At 65.6% G+C, this 19,965-nt stretch carries 18 protein-coding genes; 16 read left to right on the forward strand and 2 right to left on the reverse strand.

Annotated features, from left to right (window positions below; translation table 11 throughout):
- Window positions 1-199 precede the first annotated feature (199 nt).
- From PY310_RS15950 to PY310_RS15985, 8 genes are all read left to right on the forward strand, one after another.
- The gene (locus PY310_RS15950; RefSeq protein WP_275215497.1) at window positions 200-514 is read left to right on the forward strand and encodes a hypothetical protein; all 315 of its coding nucleotides are present in this window, start codon (window positions 200-202) and stop codon (window positions 512-514) included.
- Between the two features lie 4 nt (window positions 515-518).
- Window positions 519-1,265, forward strand: a complete 747-nt coding sequence (locus tag PY310_RS15955; RefSeq protein ID WP_275215445.1) for a carbon-nitrogen hydrolase family protein — start codon at window positions 519-521, stop codon at window positions 1,263-1,265.
- 75 nt (window positions 1,266-1,340) lie between these two features.
- Window positions 1,341-2,249: a 4-hydroxy-tetrahydrodipicolinate synthase gene (dapA, locus tag PY310_RS15960; RefSeq protein ID WP_275215446.1), complete on the forward strand. Its 909-nt coding sequence runs from the start codon at window positions 1,341-1,343 to the stop codon at window positions 2,247-2,249.
- Window positions 2,250-2,290: 41 nt separating this feature from the next.
- Window positions 2,291-3,982 carry a ribonuclease J gene (locus PY310_RS15965; protein WP_275215447.1) on the forward strand — a complete coding sequence of 564 codons (1,692 nt, stop codon included), beginning with the start codon at window positions 2,291-2,293 and terminating at the stop codon, window positions 3,980-3,982.
- A 160-nt stretch (window positions 3,983-4,142) separates the two neighbouring features.
- Window positions 4,143-7,070, forward strand: coding sequence for an FtsK/SpoIIIE family DNA translocase (locus tag PY310_RS15970; RefSeq protein ID WP_275215448.1), 2,928 nt, complete (start codon window positions 4,143-4,145; stop codon window positions 7,068-7,070).
- 9 nt (window positions 7,071-7,079) lie between these two features.
- Window positions 7,080-7,727 carry a CDP-diacylglycerol--glycerol-3-phosphate 3-phosphatidyltransferase gene (gene pgsA / locus PY310_RS15975; protein WP_275215449.1) on the forward strand — a complete coding sequence of 216 codons (648 nt, stop codon included), beginning with the start codon at window positions 7,080-7,082 and terminating at the stop codon, window positions 7,725-7,727.
- On the forward strand, window positions 7,724-8,203 hold the full coding sequence (locus PY310_RS15980) for a CinA family protein (protein ID WP_275215450.1): 480 nt from the start codon (window positions 7,724-7,726) through the stop codon (window positions 8,201-8,203). Before pgsA ends, PY310_RS15980 begins: the two co-directional genes overlap by 4 nt.
- A 162-nt stretch (window positions 8,204-8,365) precedes the next feature.
- Window positions 8,366-8,806, forward strand: coding sequence for a helix-turn-helix domain-containing protein (locus PY310_RS15985; protein WP_275215451.1), 441 nt, complete (start codon window positions 8,366-8,368; stop codon window positions 8,804-8,806).
- A 74-nt stretch (window positions 8,807-8,880) separates the two neighbouring features.
- On the opposite strand, the gene PY310_RS15990 is transcribed toward PY310_RS15985, so the two are convergent.
- On the reverse strand, window positions 8,881-9,447 hold the full coding sequence (locus PY310_RS15990; RefSeq protein ID WP_275215452.1) for a MarR family winged helix-turn-helix transcriptional regulator: 567 nt from the start codon (window positions 9,445-9,447) through the stop codon (window positions 8,881-8,883).
- A 41-nt stretch (window positions 9,448-9,488) separates the two neighbouring features.
- Here PY310_RS15990 and PY310_RS15995 point away from each other — a divergent pair, with 41 nt between their 5' ends.
- The 6 genes from PY310_RS15995 (at window position 9,489) to dapF (ending at window position 15,293) form a co-directional block, all read left to right on the forward strand.
- The gene (locus tag PY310_RS15995; protein WP_275215453.1) at window positions 9,489-9,710 is read left to right on the forward strand and encodes a DUF3046 domain-containing protein; all 222 of its coding nucleotides are present in this window, start codon (window positions 9,489-9,491) and stop codon (window positions 9,708-9,710) included.
- Between the two features lie 202 nt (window positions 9,711-9,912).
- Entirely contained in the window at window positions 9,913-10,968 is a 1,056-nt protein-coding gene (gene recA / locus PY310_RS16000; protein WP_275215454.1) for a recombinase RecA, read from the forward strand.
- 55 nt (window positions 10,969-11,023) lie between these two features.
- The gene (locus PY310_RS16005; protein ID WP_275215455.1) at window positions 11,024-11,689 is read left to right on the forward strand and encodes a regulatory protein RecX; all 666 of its coding nucleotides are present in this window, start codon (window positions 11,024-11,026) and stop codon (window positions 11,687-11,689) included.
- 42 nt (window positions 11,690-11,731) lie between these two features.
- Window positions 11,732-13,321 (forward strand): tRNA (N6-isopentenyl adenosine(37)-C2)-methylthiotransferase MiaB, encoded by a 1,590-nt coding sequence (gene miaB, locus PY310_RS16010; protein ID WP_275215456.1) that lies wholly within the window; start codon window positions 11,732-11,734, stop codon window positions 13,319-13,321.
- A 3-nt stretch (window positions 13,322-13,324) separates the two neighbouring features.
- Entirely contained in the window at window positions 13,325-14,281 is a 957-nt protein-coding gene (miaA, locus tag PY310_RS16015; RefSeq protein WP_275215457.1) for a tRNA (adenosine(37)-N6)-dimethylallyltransferase MiaA, read from the forward strand.
- A 67-nt stretch (window positions 14,282-14,348) separates the two neighbouring features.
- Window positions 14,349-15,293, forward strand: coding sequence for a diaminopimelate epimerase (dapF, locus tag PY310_RS16020; protein ID WP_275215458.1), 945 nt, complete (start codon window positions 14,349-14,351; stop codon window positions 15,291-15,293).
- Here dapF and PY310_RS16025 read toward each other — a convergent pair.
- Window positions 15,274-15,888 carry a class I SAM-dependent methyltransferase gene (locus PY310_RS16025; protein WP_275215459.1) on the reverse strand — a complete coding sequence of 205 codons (615 nt, stop codon included), beginning with the start codon at window positions 15,886-15,888 and terminating at the stop codon, window positions 15,274-15,276. The genes dapF and PY310_RS16025 overlap by 20 nt on opposite strands.
- Before the next feature lie 459 nt (window positions 15,889-16,347).
- Between PY310_RS16025 and hflX the strand changes: the two genes are divergently transcribed.
- Window positions 16,348-17,913: a GTPase HflX gene (gene hflX / locus PY310_RS16030; RefSeq protein WP_275215460.1), complete on the forward strand. Its 1,566-nt coding sequence runs from the start codon at window positions 16,348-16,350 to the stop codon at window positions 17,911-17,913.
- Window positions 17,906-19,963 carry an ATP-dependent DNA helicase gene (locus tag PY310_RS16035; RefSeq protein ID WP_275215461.1) on the forward strand — a complete coding sequence of 686 codons (2,058 nt, stop codon included), beginning with the start codon at window positions 17,906-17,908 and terminating at the stop codon, window positions 19,961-19,963. The genes hflX and PY310_RS16035 overlap by 8 nt, the downstream gene beginning before the upstream one ends.
- Window positions 19,964-19,965 lie beyond the last annotated feature (2 nt).

The following is a 19,965-nucleotide window of genomic DNA, read 5'->3' on the forward strand; positions in this document are numbered from 1 at the left end:
GTCAACAGGCCACCAACGGGCCCGGCCGGGACAAAAACGGCCCGGCAGGCACTTGTATTCGAATATATGTTCGAATAACATGGGCGCTATGCACACTCCATTTGAGCCGCAGCAGTTCCCGGAACCTCCAGCTTGTGGCGGCCACCCGGTACCCGGATCTGACGCGGGCGCGGCTCCGCCGACGGGGCTGATGAAGGCCATGAGCCCGGGGGTGGTGGACTTCCTCTTCCGCCAACTCGTGGCAGGACGTTCTGCGGAAGACATCCAGTGGCAGGAGGAAGGCATTTCCCTGACCGCACAGCCACCGGGAGCCGAGCTGGCACGCCGGTTGGGCGAAACCGACCTTGATGCGCTCACGCCCACGGAGCTGTTTCACTATGTCCGGTCCGCTCAGCGGCTGGCGGCCTGGGCCGAAGGGCTGCGCGAGGCTGCGGTGGAGAGGTATTGCCAGCCTGGCGGGCGCGGGAGGTCAACGCTGCCTGATGCGCGCCTGCAGGGCGGTTGCCTAGGATGAAGGGGTGACCGACGCACTGACCATTTCCGCCATCCAGTACCAGGCCCTGGCTGGCGGCATCGCGCCGAATGTTGAGGAACATGTCCGGCTGATCGAAGATGCCGAATCGCACGGCGCGAGGCTGGTGGTCTTTCCGGAACTGTCCCTCACCGGCTACAACCTGGCGTTGCTGTCCGCCGACGAAGCCTGGCTCCGGCCCGATGATGCCCGGCTGGGTGATCTCCGTGAAATCTGCCGAAGGACAGGGATCACTGCGGTGGCCGGGGCTGCGTACCGCGAACCTGACGGCACGCCCCGGCTGGCGGGCCTTGCCATCCACCCGGGCGGTTCCATCGATTTCGGGTTTAAGACGCACCTGCAGGGGCCGGAAAAGGACCTCTTTACCGAAGGCGACGGTGCCCTCCTCATCGAAGTGGATGGCTGGACGGCTGCGCTGGCCATTGGGGCCGACCTTTCAGTCCCGGCGCACTCCACCGAGGCGGCGCTGGCCGGGGCCGACGTCTATGCGGTCTCTGCCGTCTACACCACGGAGGACGACAAGCGGCTTCCCCTGCACCTGGGCGCCAGGGCCATGGAGCACCGGATGTTCGGCGTTCTGGCGAACCTGGGCGGAGACACTCCGTTAGGGCGTTCCTGCGGGCTGAGCGGGTTCTGGGGGCCCGACGGGCACCGGATGGAACATGCGGTGGGGGTCGGAACAGAGGTAGTCACTGCGGTTCTGCAGCGCGGGGCTTTACGCAGATTGCGCTGATGCCGGCAGCTATTTGACGCGTATCACCCCTGCGTCATTGTCCTAACCGGCGGCTGACAGGGTAACGTTTTTTCCATGCCTCACAAATCCGCCACCATCCCTGCCCTTGGTACGCTCCTCACCGCCATGGTCACGCCCTTCACCAAGGACGGCACCGTGGACTATCGGCAGGCGGCGGAGCTGGCCACCAAGCTTGTGGACGACGGCTGCGACGGCCTCGTCGTCACCGGCACCACCGGGGAAACCTCCACCCTGTCGGATGAGGAAAACCTTGGCATGTTCCGCGCCGTCATGGAGGCCGTAGGGGATCGGGCCGCCATTATTGCCGGTACCGGTACCAACGACACCGCGCACTCGGTGCACCTCTCCCAACAGGCGGCCGCGCTTGGCGTCGACGGTCTGCTGCTCGTCACGCCTTACTACAACAAGCCCAGCCAGGCCGGCGTCCGGGCACACTTTGAAACGGTCGCATCGTCCACGGACGTGCCGGTCATGCTCTATGACATTCCCGGGCGGTCCTCCATCCCCATCGAGCCCGAAACCATGATCCGGCTGGCGCAGCACCCGAACATCGTCGCGGTCAAGGATGCCAAAGCGGATTTCATGGCGGCCAGCCGCGTCATGGCAGAAACGGATCTGGACTTCTACTCGGGAGATGACGGACTCATCCTGCCCTGGATGGCCCTGGGCGCCGTCGGACTGGTGGGTGTGACAACGCATGTTGCCACCCGGCGCTTCCGTGATCTGATCGACGCTGTCAACGCGAACGACATGGAAACCGCCCGCAAGATCAACTTCGAGCTGCTGCCCGTGGTCCGGGCCACGATGACCCGCGTCCAAGGCGCCGTCGCAGCCAAACAAATTCTTAAATGGCAGGGAGTCCTGCCCAACTCGATTGTCCGTTTGCCCCTCGTGGAGCCGGACGAAGCCGAGATCGAAACCATCCGCGAGGACTTGGCGGAAGCGGGGCTGGTCTTTTCCTGAGGGCTAAGACCAGCACCCTTCCGCCTGGAAAGTAGTGCACTATGACCCAAACCGCCCTTCCCGGCCTTGTCACGCCCCCACGCCTGCCGCAAGGCACCCTTCGCATTGTCCCGCTTGGCGGGCTGGGGGAGATCGGCCGGAACATGGCCGTCTTCGAGATCGACGGGAAGCTGCTCATCGTCGACTGCGGTGTCCTCTTCCCTGAGGAGACCCAGCCTGGCGTCGACCTGATCCTGCCCGATTTCTCCTACATCGAGGACCGGCTGGACGATATCGCGGCCGTGATCCTGACCCACGGTCACGAGGACCATATCGGCGCTGTTCCCTACCTCCTGCGGCTCCGTGCCGACATCCCGCTGGTGGGTTCGCAGCTGACGCTTGCCCTGATCGAGGCCAAGCTGCAGGAACACCGGATCCGTCCGTACACCCTGACCGTTGAAGAGGGCCAGGTTGAAAAGTTCGGCCCCTTCGAGTGCGAATTCGTCGCCGTCAACCACTCCATCCCCGACGCCCTGGCAGTCTTCATCCGCACCGCCGCCGGCACTGTCCTGCATACGGGCGACTTCAAGATGGACCAGTTGCCCCTTGACGGCCGGATCACCGACCTCCGCCACTTTGCCAAGCTGGGCGAAGAGGGCGTGGACCTCTTTATGTCGGATTCGACCAACGCTGACGTGCCCGGCTTCACCACTGCCGAAAAGGAGATCGGGCCCACCCTGGAACGGCTCTTCGGCCAGGCCACCAAGCGGATCATCGTCGCTTCCTTCTCCTCGCACGTCCACCGCGTCCAGCAGGTCCTCGACGCCGCCGGCAAGCACAACCGGAAGGTGGCATTCGTTGGCCGCTCCATGGTGCGCAACATGGCCATCGCGGAAAAGCTCGGCTACCTCGACGTGCCCCCCGGCCTCGTCGTGGACATCAAGAACATCGACAACCTTCCGGACAACCGCGTGGTGCTCATGTCCACTGGCTCGCAGGGCGAGCCGATGGCTGCGCTCTCCCGCATGGCCAACGGCGACCATCGCGTGGTGGTCGGCGACGGCGACACCGTGATCCTTGCCTCCAGCCTGATTCCGGGCAACGAGAACGCGGTGTTCCGGATCATCAACGGCCTGCTGAAGCTCGGCGCGGACGTCATCCACAAGGGCAACGCCAAGGTGCACGTCTCCGGCCACGCAGCTGCCGGTGAGCTGCTGTACTGCTACAACATCCTTGAGCCGCTCAATGCCATGCCCGTTCACGGCGAGACCCGCCACCTGATCGCCAACGGCAAGATCGCCATCGAGTCCGGTGTGCCGGAAGCCAGCGTGATCCTTGCGGACAACGGCACCGTCATCGACCTCAGGGATCACCGCGCCGACGTGGTGGGCCAGGTCGAAGTGGGCTTCGTCTACGTGGACGGCTCCAGCGTCGGCGAGGTCACCGAAGCTGACCTCAAGGACCGCCAGACGCTCGGGGACGAGGGATTCATTTCCATCATCACGGTCATCCATCGCGCCACCGGCAAGGTGGTCTCGGGACCGGAAATCCACGCCCGCGGCGTAGCCGAGGACGATTCAGTCTTTGACGAAATCATTCCCAAGATCAACGCCGCGCTGGAGGAAGCCGTGCTCAACCGCACGGACCACACCACGCACCAGCTCCAGCAGGTTGTCCGGCGCGTAGTGGGCACGTGGGTCAACCGCAAGCTGCGCCGCAAGCCGATGATCATCCCGGTGGTCCTCGAGGCGTAGTAGCGCCACGACCCACGGCGGACGCGAAAGGCCCGGTTCTTCGGAACCGGGCCTTTCACGTTTCAAAGTAGGGTGGCGCAGGCGGCGGCAGGCAACATGGAAGCCCCCTGGCAGGCGGAAATCCGCGGAATAACGGACCGGTTCCGGTACCGTGGCACGTATGGCCACACGTACTACTCCCGCGCCCAAAGGCACCGCCCGAGGCGCGAACACCGCCAAATCCGGGAGCTCCGCGGGCCGCGGCGCAGGATCGTCGGGCTCCAAAGCCGGCGCCGGCGGAAGGACGGGATCCTCCACCGGTGCTGCCCGCACGCGCCAGCTTCCCGCCGTCGAACAGCGGCAGCCGTGGCTCCTGCGCGTGGTGGGCGGCGCATGGCTGGCCATCGGACACCTCGTGGGCGGAGGAGTCCGCCGGATCGGTTCCGACGTCAGCGACCTGCCGGCGGAGGACCGCCGCGACGGAGCTGCCCTGTTTAATCTCGCGCTCGGAACCTTCATCGCCACCTTCGCCTGGTGGGGCCTCACGGGCTGGTTCCCCGACGCCGTGTACAGCGTGGTCAACGGAACCTTCGGCTGGGTGTCGCTGGTCTTGCCGCTGATGCTTTTTGCCTGCGCCTTCCGGCTCTTCCGGCAGCCCGATGACGGCCGCGGAAACAACCGGGTGGGCATCGGCTTCCTCATCATGACGTTCGCGGGCTGCGGGCTCGCGCACGTGCTGGGCGGCCAGCCCACGGTCGCCGAAGGCTTCGATGGCCTCCGCCAGGCCGGCGGCATGCTTGGCTTCCTGGCGGCGTCCCCGCTGGCAGCCATCCACCCTGCGGTGCCCGTTGTCCTGTATGGCGTTCTGGCCTTCATCTCCTTGCTGATCATCACGGCCACACCCTTCGGCGCCATTCCCCGCCGGCTCCGGGCAGCCTACGAACACCTCATGGGCCTTGACCTGCAGGAACCCGGCGAGGCAGCCGACCGCCACGACCGCAGCTATCTTGAGCAGACGCGCGCCGCCGTGGCCCCGCGCAAGAAGAAGCGCCGTTTCTTCGGCAGGAATGAAGACTCCGACGCCGGGCTGGAAGGCTATGTGGGTGACGAGGCCTTTGAGCACGCGGTCATCGATGACGAGGACGCCGAGGCCGACAAATCAGGCCGCGGACCCCGTCCTGCGCCCGGTGTGCGGCGCCCCACGCAGGCTGAGATGGCCGTCGAAAAGATCAAGGCGGCCCAGGGCCTGGGGGCAGCAGGAAACAGTCCGGCGGAGAACGCCACCGAGGCCATTCCGCTCGTCACCCCGGGCATGGTGGCCGCCGGCTCGCTCAACCCGGCTGCCGGCGCCATCCCTCAGGTGCCGGCCAAACCCGTCACTCCGGTGCCGCTGCCCACGCCCATCCCGCAACGGACCGAACAGCTCTCCCTGGCGGGCGACGTCACCTATACCCTGCCGTCGTCCGACGTGCTGACTCCGGGCTCCATCCCCAAGGAGCGCACTGAGGCCAATGACGCCGTCGTCGCCGCCCTCACGGACACCCTCCAGCAGTTCAACGTGGATGCCACGGTGACCGGCTTCAGCCGCGGCCCCACCGTGACCCGCTACGAAATTGAACTGGCCTCCGGAACCAAGGTGGAACGGGTCACCGCCCTGTCCAAGAACATTTCCTACGCCGTGGCCTCCAGCGACGTCCGCATCCTGAGCCCGATTCCGGGTAAGTCCGCCATCGGCATTGAAATCCCCAACACTGACCGCGAAACCGTTTCGCTCGGCGACGTCCTCCGCAGCCAGAACGCACGCCGGACCGAACACCCGATGGTGATGGGTGTGGGCAAAGACGTCGAAGGCGGCTACGTCGTGGCGAACCTGGCCAAGATGCCCCACCTGCTGGTGGCGGGAGCCACGGGCGCTGGTAAGTCATCGTTCGTGAACTCCATGATCACCTCCATCCTGATGCGAGCCACCCCGGACGAGGTCCGCATGGTCATGGTGGACCCCAAACGCGTGGAACTGACCGCCTACGAAGGTGTGCCGCACCTCATCACACCCATCATCACCAATCCGAAGAAGGCCGCCGAGGCCCTGCAGTGGGTGGTCCGGGAAATGGACGCCCGGTACGATGACCTGGCCAACTACGGGTTCAAACACATCGACGACTTCAACAAGGCGGTCCGGGCCGGCAAGGTGATCCCGCCCGAGGGTTCCAAGCGGGTCATCCGTCCGTACCCGTACCTGCTGGTGATCGTTGACGAGCTGGCCGACCTCATGATGGTGGCTCCGCGCGACGTGGAGGATTCGATTGTCCGCATCACGCAGCTCGCGCGTGCGGCCGGCATCCACCTGGTCCTGGCAACGCAGCGGCCCTCCGTGGATGTGGTGACCGGTCTGATCAAGGCCAATGTCCCCTCCCGCATGGCGTTTGCCACGTCTTCGGTCACGGACTCACGCGTGGTCCTCGACCAGCCCGGTGCGGAGAAACTCATTGGCCAGGGCGATGCCCTGTTCCTGCCGATGGGCGCCTCCAAAGCCATGCGCGTCCAGGGCGCCTGGGTCACTGAATCCGAAATCCACAAGGTTGTCGAGCACGTCAAGGGCCAGCTGAAGGCCGTGTACCGTGACGACGTCGCCCCTGAGGCGCAGAAGAAGCAGATCGACGACGACATCGGGGACGACCTCGAAGTCCTGCTGCAGGCCACGGAACTGGTGGTCACCACCCAGTTCGGCTCAACCTCCATGCTCCAGCGCAAACTCCGCGTCGGATTCGCCAAGGCCGGACGGCTCATGGACCTCCTGGAGTCGCGGGGAGTGGTAGGCCCGTCAGAAGGTTCCAAAGCACGCGACGTCCTGGTCAAGCCGGACGATCTCGCCGCCGTGCTTGCCGCCATGAAGGGTCAGGACGCGCCCGCGGTTGCCGATTCCCAGACCGCCGCCCTCAGTGAGAACGCCAACGCCAACATCGCCCAGGGCGGCTACGCGGAAGACCTGGTCCAGGCGGACCTGGACCAGCGCAGCCAGAGCGTCGAATACTTCGACGGCGCAGATACGAGCTCCGGTGACGATGATGAAGACGGGTCCGAAGACGCCTGGTCGCTCACCGGACGGTAGCCTAGGAGGGTGACTAGCACCGAAGCAACTGCCGCAGGCTCCAGCAGCCGCGGGATTTGGAATCTCCCCAACATCCTGACCATGCTGCGTATTGCGCTCGTGCCGTTCTTCGTCTGGTTCCTCCTCCTCGATGCCCCCGGGCTGCGCAGCGAGTCCGGCCCGTGGCGCTGGGCGGCGGTACTGGGATTCGCCGTCGCCATCTACACGGACAAGCTCGACGGCGACATCGCCAGGAGCCGCGGGCTCGTCACCAATTTCGGCAAGATCGCCGATCCCATCGCCGATAAGCTCCTGATCGGCTCCGCGCTGGTCATGTTGTGCGTCCTCGGTGAGCTGCCGTGGTGGGTCACCATCGTGATCCTCATTCGGGAGTGGGGCATCACCGCTCTTCGCTTCTTTGTCATCCGCTATGGCGTCATTCCGGCCTCGCGCGGCGGCAAGCTCAAGACCGTGGTGCAGACGGCGGCCATCTTCCTGTACCTTCTGCCGTTGGGCGCGCTGGCACCCTGGCTGGTGTGGGTGGCCTTCGCGGTCATGATGGTGGCGGTACTCATCACCGTGTGGACCGGCGTCGAATACGTGGTGGAAGCCCTTCGCCTCCGGGCACGGGGAAAGCGGTCCCGGAACCCAGAACCAGACCCCCAGGAGCAGCCATGACAAATCTTCACCATCTGGCCGAACAGGCAGTCCGTAATGCCCTGGACGCGGGCCGCACCGTTGCCGCCGCTGAATCCCTGACGGCCGGGATGGTCACCGCTGTCCTGGCAGATACCGCCGGCGCCTCGGGGATGCTTCAGGGCGGCGTGGTGGCTTACCAGAACTCCGTGAAAGTTGACATCCTGGGCGTTTCAGCCGAGCTCCTGGCCGCCGTCGGCTCGGTGGATGGCGACGTCGCCGCCGCGATGGCAAGGGGTGTCCGGTCGGCACTGGGTGCGGACATCGGCGTTGCCACCACCGGTGTTGCCGGACCGGAGGAACACGACGGCAAAGCCGTGGGCACCGTCTTCATTGGAATTGCCACTGCCGAAGGCGCCTCGGCTTTCCCCTACAGCTTCACCGGGAACCGCGCCGATATCCGCGGGCAGGCGTGCGGTGCGGCGCTGGAACGGCTGCTCACGGTCCTGCCTTCCTGAGGGCCTATGCCTTTGAAGCTACCGGGCGTAAAGTTGCCGGGAACAAATCCCCGAACGTATTAGTTATTACATTGTGTCGCTTTGGCAGAGCCGGGGCGCCTAGGATAAATATCAACTTCGGTTTCATATGGACCGGACTTATGAAGGAGCAAGGCGATACAGATGGTAAAGCAGCCCGTATCCGTAAACGGCGTTGTCCGCTGGAAGGATGTGGGCCTCGCCGATCAGGCTAAGAGCGAACAGAAGGAGCGCAAAATGGTAGTACTTCGCCACGAAATCGGTGATGTCCTGCGCGATGTCCGCCAGCGCCAGGGTCGTACGCTCCGCGAAGTTTCGCACAGTGCCCGTGTATCCCTCGGCTACCTCAGCGAAGTGGAACGGGGTCAGAAGGAAGCCTCGTCAGAGCTCCTGTCGTCGATCTGCTCCGCCTTGGACGTGCCGTTGTCCAGCATGCTCCGTGAAGTCAGCGACCGCGTAGCCGTCGCCGAAGGCGTTGCCGTTCCAGACACCGTTCCGCAGGAATTCTCCCAGCGCTACGGCCGCGACCTTGACCGCGAAATCAACAACGAACTTTCCACCGGCCTGCTTTCCGGCGCACGGTAAGCAAGCCTGCACTACTCATAACGAAGCCTCCGGTCATTGGCCGGAGGCTTCGTTGCGCTTGGTCCCCGCTTTGTCTACCTGGAAGCGTTGCCCGCCCGGTGCGTTGCCGCCGCGTCTTTGCCGATGACGTCAAGATCAAAGATGGAGTTGAGCTTGGCCATGTATTCGGCCAGCGTCTGCAGTTCCTCCACCGGCCATTCCCCCAACCGCTCCCGGAAGTCCTGCCGGCGCGCATCCTGGACCTGGTGCATCTTCTCCTCACCCTTTTCGGTGAGACGGATCGACTGCGCCCGCCCGTCGAGCGGATCGGCCTCTTTGGAGACCAAACCGATGCTTTCAAGGAAGGCGATCTGGCGGCTCACCGACGGCTTGCCCACGCCAATGTTCTGCGCAAGGTCCGTCAGGCGGATGGGACCCTCACGCCGAATAACCGCCAACAGGCCGTAGGCCGATGGCTCCATGTCCGGATGGACCTGGCGCGAAAGCTGCTGGGAAATGGAACGCGAACGGCGCCAAAAAAGGCTGATTTGATGTTCCACCGTGTTGAGCGTTTCGTCGAGGCTGTCCCCGCTTGAAACGGAATCCGGCGCGCCTGCGTCAGCACGTGCTCCCCGCTGGCGGCCATCGGCTGGATTGCTCATGCCAACAATTCTAGGGTCCCGGAACATGAGAGACTCTATTGGTGCGGATCAGTGACTATTGGCGGCTTATGGACGACGAATTCGGGGCAGGCTACTCAAGGGTCCTCAGCAGCACCCTGGTCCTGGCAGGCGTTGGGGGACGCACCGCGGACGAAGCACTCAAGGCCGGCGTGAGCCCTCGAAGCGTATGGCTCGCCATGTGTGAGGTGCAGGACGTTCCGCCCGAGCGGCGCCTGGGCCGTGACGTGAAGCCCCGGGACTAACGGGCACGCTCCTTCCTTCCGGCTGACACGCCGTCGAATCTGTTCGAATATCTGTTCGGGTAAAGCTATGATTTTTCCAGTGGGTTATCCACATACGCGATGTCGCCCGGCTTGAATGTCAGAGGGTGCCATTAGCGTCAGAGATGACCAATAACGGCCGCTGAGGCCACTCCAAAGCGAGAAAGCATTAGAGGTGTGAACCATGGCGGCAGCCCCGGATCGTGAAAAAGCGCTGGAAGCAGCGCTGGCCCAGATTGACAAGCAGTTCGGCAAGGGATCGGTCATGCGGCTGGGGGATGAAGTCCGTGCCCCCATCGAAGTCATTCCCACCGGCTCCATCGCCCTGGACGTCGCCCTGGGCATTGGCGGTTTGCCCCGCGGCCGCGTTGTGGAGATCTACGGCCCGGAATCCTCGGGTAAAACCACGGTGGCCCTGCACGCGGTCGCAAACGCTCAGCGTCTGGGCGGCATTGCTGCCTTCATCGACGCCGAGCACGCCCTGGACCCGGAATACGCTGCCAAGCTGGGCGTCGATACCGACGCCCTCCTGGTCTCCCAGCCGGACACCGGCGAGCAGGCACTGGAAATCATGGACATGCTGATCGGGTCCGGTTCCCTGGACGTCATCGTCATCGACTCCGTGGCAGCCCTGGTGCCGCGTGCGGAAATCGAAGGCGACATGGGAGACAGCCACGTTGGCCTGCAGGCCCGCCTGATGAGCCAGGCGCTGCGTAAGATCACCGGCCGCCTGAGCCAGACCAAGACCACTGCCATCTTCATCAACCAGCTCCGTGAAAAGATCGGCGTGTTCTTCGGCTCCCCGGAGACCACCACCGGTGGTAAGGCCCTGAAGTTCTACGCCTCCATCCGCATCGACGTCCGCCGGATCCAGACGTTGAAGGAAGGCGCGGACTCGGTCGGTAACCGCACCAAAGCCAAGATCGTCAAGAACAAAATGGCGCCGCCCTTCAAGATCGCCGAGTTTGACATCATCTACGGCCAGGGCATTTCCCGTGAGGGCGGCATCATCGACATGGGTGTTGAACACGGCCTCATCAAGAAGTCCGGTTCATGGTTCACGTACGACGGCGACCAGCTGGGCCAGGGCATGGAGAACTCCCGCCGTTTCCTGCGCGACAACCCCGAACTGGCCGCCGAGCTGGAGCGCCTCATCAAGGAGAAGCTGGGGGTGGGTGTTAAGCCCGCCGCCGACGAGTCCAAGGATTCGCCCAAGCTGAAGGCCGTTGACGGCTTCTAGGTTGACGGGCCATTGGGCCGCATGTCCTGCCGAGCGTTTGAGGGGCCGGGAAATTATGGGTGAATGGGAGTCCGGGGGAGGACCCGGGCGGCGTAAGGGTGCCGGCAGCCGGCGCAGGTCAGGCTGGGCCGGCAGTGCGGGCCAGGACGGGCCCGACCCTGAGTCGTCCGTCGCCTCGGACCCCGAACCCGACCCCGCCTCGGTTGCCCGCGCCATAGTCCTGCGGCAGCTGACCAGTTCGGCGAAAAGCCGATTGCAGCTGTCCCGCAAGCTCGCGGAACGGAACATCCCCGAGGACGTGGCCGAAGACGTCCTGGACCGGTTCCAGGAAGTCCGCCTGATCGACGACGCCGAGTTTGCCGACATGTGGGTGCGCAGCCGGTCCCAGTCGCGGAAGCTGGCGAAGGGGGCCCTCCGGCGCGAGTTGTCGGACAAGGGCATTGACGCCGATACTGCCGGCGCCGCACTGGAGCAACTCTCCGACGCCGATGAAGAAGCTGCCGCCCGGGTACTGGTGGAACGCAAGCTGCGTTCCGGTGCGGACCTCTCCGACAGGGCCGAACGGGACAAGACCACCCGACGCCTCGCCTCCATGCTCGCCCGGAAGGGCTACCAGCCTGCCCAGGCCTTCAGGGTGGTGGGCGAGGTCATTGATGCCCGGCTGGGCGGCGAGGCAGGCGGCTACGGGCCCGGCCACGACAGCTACGGCCCCGGCCTGTAGGCCGCCGGGGCGGAGCCTCCGCTGAGCCGGTACCCTTAACAGGTGAGTTTGACCATTCCTTCCCCCGCATCCGGCACCGTCCCTTCCGCAGCCTCCGGCGCGCCGCACGAAACAGGCGCAATGCCCGTTGCAGGCGCTCCGCAGCCGCGTACCTATCAGGTGCGCACCTTTGGCTGCCAGATGAACGTCCATGATTCGGAGCGGATGGCCGGCATGCTCGAGGCGGCAGGCTACGTCGCCGCCCAAGGTGAGCAGGCCGACGTCGTCGTCTTCAACACCTGCGCGGTGCGTGAGAACGCGGACAACAAGCTCTACGGCAACCTGGGCATGCTGGCGCCGGTGAAGGCCGCCAACCCGGGAATGCAGATCGCCGTCGGCGGCTGCCTGGCGCAGAAGGACCGCGAAGCCATCCTCAGGAAGGCTCCCTGGGTGGACGCCGTGTTCGGAACCCACAATGTGGGCGCGTTGCCGGCGCTGCTGGACCGGGCCCGGCATAACAACGAAGCCCAGTTGGAGATCCTCGAATCCCTGGACGTTTTCCCCTCCACCCTGCCCACCAAGCGGGACTCGGTCTACTCGGGATGGGTCTCCATCTCTGTGGGCTGCAACAACACCTGCACGTTCTGCATCGTTCCCGCCCTTCGCGGCAAGGAGAAGGACCGCCGCCCCGGCGACATCCTCGCTGAAATCCAGGCGCTCGTGGACGATGGTGCGATCGAAGTCACCCTCCTCGGGCAAAACGTGAACTCCTATGGCGTGGAATTCGGCGACCGGCAGGCTTTCTCCAAACTCCTGCGCGCCTGCGGCGAAATCGAGGGCCTCGAGCGGGTCCGGTTCACCAGTCCGCACCCGGCTGCGTTCACCGACGACGTCATTGATGCCATGGCCGAGACCCCAAACGTTATGCCGCAGCTGCACATGCCGCTGCAGTCCGGATCGGACAAGGTCCTGAAAGACATGAAGCGGTCCTACCGGTCCACCAAGTTCCTTGGCATCCTGGACAAGGTGCGGGAGAAGATTCCGCACGCCGCCATCTCCACCGACATCATTGTGGGCTTCCCGGGGGAGACGGAGGAGGACTTCCAGGCCACCCTGGATGTGGTGGAGAAATCGCGTTTCGCCACTGCTTTCACATTCCAGTACTCCAAGCGGCCGGGCACCCCCGCGGCAGAGCTGCCCGATCAGCTGCCCAAGGCCGTGGTGCAGGAGCGCTTTGAACGACTGACCGCCCTGCAGGACAGGATTGCCGCAGAAGAAAATGCCAAGCAGCTGGGCCGGCGGGTGGAAGTCATGGTTACCGCCCAGTCCGGCCGGAAGTCTGAAGAGACGCACCGGCTCTCGGGCAGGTCCCGGGACCAGCGGCTGGTGCACTTCTCGGTTCCCGCTGGCGCCGAATCACCCCGCCCCGGTGACCTGGTCACCGTCACCATCACCGAGGCCGCCGCCTTCCACCTCGTCGCGGACACGGCACTGGAGGACTACAGCCTGCGGCGGTCCCGAGCCGGCGATGCCTGGGACCGGTCGCAAGCGGACTCCTGCGGCGCTCCCGTCCCGGGCGCCGGAGCCGGCGCGGGCGGTGCCCGGACCGGCGTCCTGCTGGGCATGCCGACCCTGCCGGTCCGGAGCCGCTGACCGGTGGCCCGGCCTCCGGTCATCGCCGTCGTCGGTCCCACCGGCTCAGGCAAGTCCGATCTTGCGGTCAGCCTTGCACTCGAACTGGGTGGCGAGGTGATCAATGCCGACGCCATGCAGTTCTACCGCGGCATGGACATCGGCACGGCCAAGATCACCCTGGCCGAACGGCGCGGCGTGCCCCATCACCTGCTGGACACCCTGGACGTCACCGAGGAAGCCAGCGTTTCCGATTTCCAGCAGCAGGCACGGGAGGTCATCCGCGGCATTCACGCCCGCGGTAAGCGCGCCATCGTGGCGGGCGGGTCCGGCCTCTACGTGCGGGCTGTCCTGGACGTCCTTGAGTTCCCGGGGACCGACCCGGCAGTGCGCCGCACCCTGGAAGCCGAGCTCGAACAATCCGGACCCGAAGCCCTCCTTGCCCGGCTCCGGGACGTGGATCCCGTCTCCGCAGGCAGGGTCAGCGATGCCCGTCGCATCGTCAGGGCACTGGAGGTGCACCAGCTCACCGGCCGGCCCTTCAGCTCCTTTATGCCCCAGCGCGAGTACTTCCAGCCGGCCGTGCAGATCGGGCTGGCCGTGGACCGCGAAGCCCTCCGGGAACGGCTGGGCCTGCGGGTACACAGGATGGTTGACAACGGCCTGCTTGCGGAAGTGCGCCGACTCGATGCGGCCGGACTGCGCAGCGGCAAAACCGCGCCCCGGGCACTGGGCTATGCCCAGTTTTTAAAGGTGCTCGACGGCGCCGCAACCGTCGCCGAGGCAACTGAGGACACCATCGTGGCCACCCGGCAATTCGCCCGGCGCCAGCTCACCTGGTTCCGGGCGGATCCCCGCATCAGCTGGCTGGACTGGCATGCCCCGCACCTTGTGGCCCAGGCCGCCGCCCTGGCCGGCTCACCGCCGCCCTGGCCGGCTCACAGCCGGCCAGCTGACGCCGGCCCAGGACCGGCCACCTGACGCCGGCACGCCTCCCGCCGTCGTCGGACGTTTTAGCCGATCCAGGCCGGGCCGGTAACCTTGGATCATGGACGCAACCCCCGCAGAGACCACCGAGCCCGCCTACCGTCCGCTGGGCGGTCTTCGCTTCTCCAAGGGCCACGGTACGGGAAATGACTTTGTGCTCATCGCCGACCCTGACGGCGTCCACACCATTGACGCCGCGCAGGTTGCCGCGCTGTGCGACCGGCACCGCGGCATCGGCGGGGATGGCCTGATCAGGGCTGTTCCGTCCCGCTACCTGTCCGAGGGCCGCGAGTTGCTGCAAACCAGTCCCGAGGCGGAATGGTTCATGGACTACCGCAACGGAGACGGGTCCCTTTCAGAAATGTGTGGAAACGGCGTCCGCGTTTTTGTCCATTTCCTGCGCGCTGAAGGCCTGGTCAACCTGCCCGACGGCGGGTCGCTGACCGTTGGAACGCGCGGCGGGCCCAAGACCGTAGTCCGCACCGGCGACACGTACGCCGTGGATATGGGGCCGTGGGAGTTCATCTTCCCCGGGGAGGCGACCGCCAAAGCCATGGACTCCCTCGTGACGGCGGACGGGCTCGAAGTTCCCCGCCCGGCCCTGTCCGTCAGCATGGGCAATCCCCACACCGTGGTGGCCCTGGCGGAACTGTCCGAGCTTGAAGCCACCAGGCTCTTCACCGCACCGGTGGTGGATCCGCTGCCGGCCAACGGCACCAACGTCGAATTTGTGGTGCCCGCCGAGCCGCTGGTCCACGACGGGGTTGGCACTGTCACCATGCGTGTCCATGAACGGGGCGTCGGCGAAACGCAGTCCTGCGGCACCGGCGCCTGCGCCGCAGCGGTGGCCACCAGGCACTGGGCAGGGGCCGAGGCGCCGGACTCCTGGCTGGTCAACGTGCCCGGCGGCGTCGTCGGCGTGAAGTTCTTCTCAGGCGCGGCAGGCCACGAGCACGTCGAACTCAGCGGCCCGGCAGTGATCGTGGCTAGCGGGACGCTTTCCTGACCCGCAGGATCCGGAAGGATTTTGCCGTGCTTTCACGCGTGACGGTGAAGGTCTCGTCCAGCTCCGCGGACAGCCAGCGCTGGAGCGAGTCAGAGCCGAGGTTCTTCTGCACCACCAGCCACGCTGAGCCGCCGGGGGCCAGCCGGGGGAGCCACAGCCTGAGCAGGCCGTGCAGTTCATCTTTGCCGATCCGGATGGGCGGGTTGGACCAGATGGTGTCGAAGCGCAGGCCGGGATCCACCGCGTCCGGGGTGCTTGCCACGACATTGTCCAGGCCCAGCAGGGCAGCGTTTTCATTGGTCAGGGTGATGCAGCGCTCGTTGACATCCACGGCGTAAACCCGGGCATGGGGAGCCCGCAGGGCAAGCGTCAGCGCAATGGGTCCCCACCCGCAGCCGATGTCCAGCAGGTTCCCTGTGGGCGACGGCGCAGGAGCTTCAGCCAGGAGGACCGCCGTTCCCTTGTCAATCCCGTCCGGGCTGAAAATTCCTGCCGAGGTCTGCAGCGTGCGCTTTGCCCCGGCCAACTCCACCGTGAGGGGCTTGCGGGTGAACGGCCCGGCGGGCGATGCGCTGAAATAGTGTGCGGACTCCATAACTGGCCAGATTAGTGGGCGATGCTGGACAAAGCGAAACGTACCGGGGAAAATCGCGGCCACCCCTTCTGCTAATCTTGAACCCATGTTCCTGATCTTCGAGTAGCCGGCACGGGTCTGCGCTGTCCATAGCCGCCCGTCCCCAAGCCAGTGCCCCACAGCGACGCAGGTATCAGCCTTCCGTTTGTGCGCCACAGGGCAGGTCTTCCGTACCTGCCCTGCCGCAGGGCCAGACTCGAGTGATCAGCCCCGTGCCGGTCCCTGTTCTGACATTGCCTGCGCCACTTCCCTCACCCGTGCATCAGCAATGATGTGACCACCTCCGCGACGCCGCTTCAACCAGGCCGTGGAGCAGACCAGGAGGCCAGGATGACTGCAAGCCGTCAGCCCAGCGCGAATACTTCACCAGAGACCAACAAACGGCACTATTCTGAAATTGCCGACCCTTCAAAGGAGAACATGACCAGCCAGCCCAACACCGGTTCCGATCCAGCAGCCCAGGATATGAGTCCTGAGGAAATCCAAGCTGTCATCGACCGGATTCTCGCCAAGGATGTCCCGGCCAGGAACGTCAAAGCCACCGACGGCGAGAAGGCCGTGCTTGGCAGGGCCCAGGCCATTTCCCGCCAGGAAGACGAACACACAAGCTACGACGGCGACCAGCAGGATCTCGACGAACGCCGCGCGCTGCGGCGCGTGGCCGGCCTCTCCACCGAACTCGAAGACGTCACCGAAGTCGAATACCGGCAGCTGCGGCTCGAAAGGGTGGTGCTGGCCGGGCTTTGGTCCGAAGGCACCCTGGCGGACGCCGAGAATTCCCTCCGCGAGCTCGCGGCTCTCGCCGAGACTGCAGGTTCGGAAGTCCTTGACGGGTTGGTGCAGCGCCGCGCCAAGCCGGACCCGGGCACGTTCCTGGGTTCCGGCAAGGCACAGGAGCTCAAGGACATCGTTATGGCCACCGGCGCGGACACCGTGGTGGTCGACGCCGAACTGGCGCCGTCCCAGCGGCGTAGCCTGGAGGACATCGTCAAGGTCAAGGTCATTGACCGCACGGCCCTGATCCTGGATATCTTCGCCCAGCACGCCAAGAGCCGTGAAGGCAAGGCCCAGGTTGAGCTGGCACAGCTGGAATACCTCCTGCCGCGCCTGCGTGGCTGGGGTGAATCGATGTCCCGGCAGGCGGGTGGCCAGGTGGGTGGTGCCGGTGCCGGCATGGGCTCGCGCGGACCCGGTGAAACCAAGATTGAGCTGGACCGCCGCCGGATCCGCACGCGCATGGCCAAGCTGCGGCGCGAGATCGCCGCCATGAAGCCGGCACGGGAAACCAAGCGGGCCAACCGCCGTCGTAATTCTGTGCCTTCCGTGGCGATCGCAGGATACACCAACGCCGGAAAGTCATCCCTGCTCAACAGGCTCACGGACGCCGGCGTGCTGGTGGAGAATGCCCTGTTCGCCACCCTGGATCCCACTGTGCGGAAGGCTGAGACCTCCGACGGGCTGGGTTACACGCTGGCGGACACCGTGGGCTTCGTCCGGTCCCTGCCCACCCAGCTGGTGGAGGCGTTCCGCTCCACGCTGGAGGAAGTGGCCGACTCCGATCTGATCCTGCATGTGGTGGATGTGTCGCACCCGGATCCTGAAGGCCAAATAGCTGCCGTCCGCAAGGTATTCAGCGAGGTGGACGCCCGGAAGGTGCCCGAGATCATCGTGCTCAACAAAGCCGATGCCGCGGACCCGTTTGTGGTGGAGCGCCTCAAGCAGCGCGAGCCCCGCCACGTGGTGGTGTCCGCACGGACCGGCCAGGGGATTGCCGAACTCCTCAAGGCCATCAGTGACGGCATTCCCCGGCCAAGCGTCAAACTGGAGCTGCTGATCCCGTACGACCGGGGTGACCTCATCAGCAAGCTGCACGAGACTGATGCCGAGATCCTCAGCCTGGATCACGGCGAACACGGCACACGCGTGCTGGTCATGGTCCGGGAAGGCCTGGCGGCTGAACTGGAACCGTTTATCAACCATGACTGAGCTCGTGGCAGGGGAAATTTCCGGTACGGCCGGCGAGCAGTTCGTCCTCGAACTGCTCGACCGTGCCGTCGCCGGAATGGGTGGCCAGAGCCGGGCCGGTCAGCACGAAATGGCCCGGCAGGTGGCGAAAGCCATCGAAACCGGCGATCACCTCCTGGTTCAGGCCGGCACCGGCACGGGAAAGTCCCTGGCCTATCTGATTCCCCTTATTGCGCATTCCCTCGTCAGCGACAAGCCCACGCTGGTTTCCACTGCAACCCTGGCCCTGCAAACCCAGATCGTGGGCCGGGATCTGCCCCGGCTGCTGAAAACCATTACCCCGGCCCTGGACCGCCCCGTCAAGGTGGCACTGGTCAAGGGCCGCTCCAACTACGTCTGCCGGCACAAACTCGAAGGCGGGTTCCCGTCCGAGGAGCCTGCCGAGGGTCAGCTGTTCTCCCTCGGCGAAGACACCAGTGTGCCGCATTTCGCCGCCGCCCTCGGCGGACCGTCGTCGCAGCTGGGCAAGGAAGTGGTGCGGCTGCGCGAGTGGGCGGAAAAAACCACCACCGGAGACCGGGACGAGCTCCTTCCCGGCGTCACGGACCGGGCCTGGCGGCAGGTCTCGGTAACCTCGATGGAATGCCTGGGCGCGCAGAAGTGCCCCATGGCGGCCGAGTGTTTCAGCGAACTGGCCCGCCACGATGCCGCCGAGGCTGACGTCGTGGTCACCAACCACGCCATGCTGGCCGTCAGCGCGTTCGAGGGCCTGGCCGTGCTGCCCGAATACGACGTTGTGGTGGTGGATGAGGCCCACGAGCTCCAGGACAGGGTGACCGGTGCCGTGTCCGGCCAGCTTTCCGTGGCCATGGTCCACGCCGCGGCGGCCGGCGCCCGGAAGCACACCGCCATCACGGTTGACGCCCTCAATGCTGCCGCCGCCAACCTCGAACTTGCGCTGGCCGGGGTTCCGAACGGGCTCCTTCCCAATGGCCTCAATGACGAACAGCTGGACTGTGTGGATCAGCTGCGGGAGGCCTGCCGGGCAGCCCTGTCAGATTCCAAAGGTGACGGCAGCCAAACGGCCGACGGCGGGCGGCAGCTTGCCCGCTCGCGGCTGATGCTGATCCTTGAACTGTGTGAACGCCTCCTGATTGCCCGCGAGAACCGTGAAGTGGTCTGGTTTTCCCGCGCCAGTTCCTTCGATCCACAGCAGGGTTATTCGCAGCCGGACGAGACGGCGCCGGCATTGATCAACATCGCGCCGCTCAGTGTTGCCGGGAAGTTGCGGGAGGGGCTGTTCGCCGGCCACACCGTGGTGCTCACATCGGCGACCCTGGCCATCGGCTCAGCCTTCGAACCGGCCGCGGGAGGCCTGGGCCTGGTAGGGGAGGGCGCACCGAGCTGGACCGGCATCGACGTCGGCTCGCCCTTCGACTACCCCAAGCAGGGAATCCTCTACGTCGCCGGACATCTGCCCAAGCCCGGCCGCGGCGCGTCACCGGAGTCACTGGACGAGCTGGAGGCCCTGATCCGGGCCTCAGGCGGCGGTGCCCTGTGCCTCTTCTCATCGCGCCGTGCAGCCGAAGAGGCGGCGGAAGCGATGCGCCCGCGGCTCGGCCTGAGCATTCTCTGCCAGGGCGATTCCACCATGACGGCGCTCGTGAAGCAGTTCGCTGATGAGCCCGACACCTGCCTCTTCGGCACCATGTCCCTGTGGCAGGGGGTTGACGTTCCCGGCGGGTCGTGCCGGCTGGTGGTGATCGACCGCATTCCGTTCCCGCGGCCTGACGATCCACTCATGACGGCCCGGTCCCGCGCCGTGGCCCAGGCCGGTGGCAACGGTTTTATGGCGGTCTCAGCCACGCACGCAGCTATCCGCCTCGCCCAGGGCGCAGGCCGGCTGATCCGTTCGACGGGGGACAAGGGCGTCGTGGCCGTACTGGATTCGCGTCTTGCCACGGAACGCTACGCCGGCTTCCTTCGTGCTGCGCTCCCGCCGTTCTGGCCCACGACAGACCGCAAGACAGCTTTTGCAGCCCTTGAGCGGCTGGCGGGCAAAGGCGCCTGAGG

The sequence above is a fragment of the Pseudarthrobacter naphthalenicus genome, from assembly GCF_029076445.1.
Classification (GTDB): domain Bacteria; phylum Actinomycetota; class Actinomycetes; order Actinomycetales; family Micrococcaceae; genus Arthrobacter; species Arthrobacter naphthalenicus.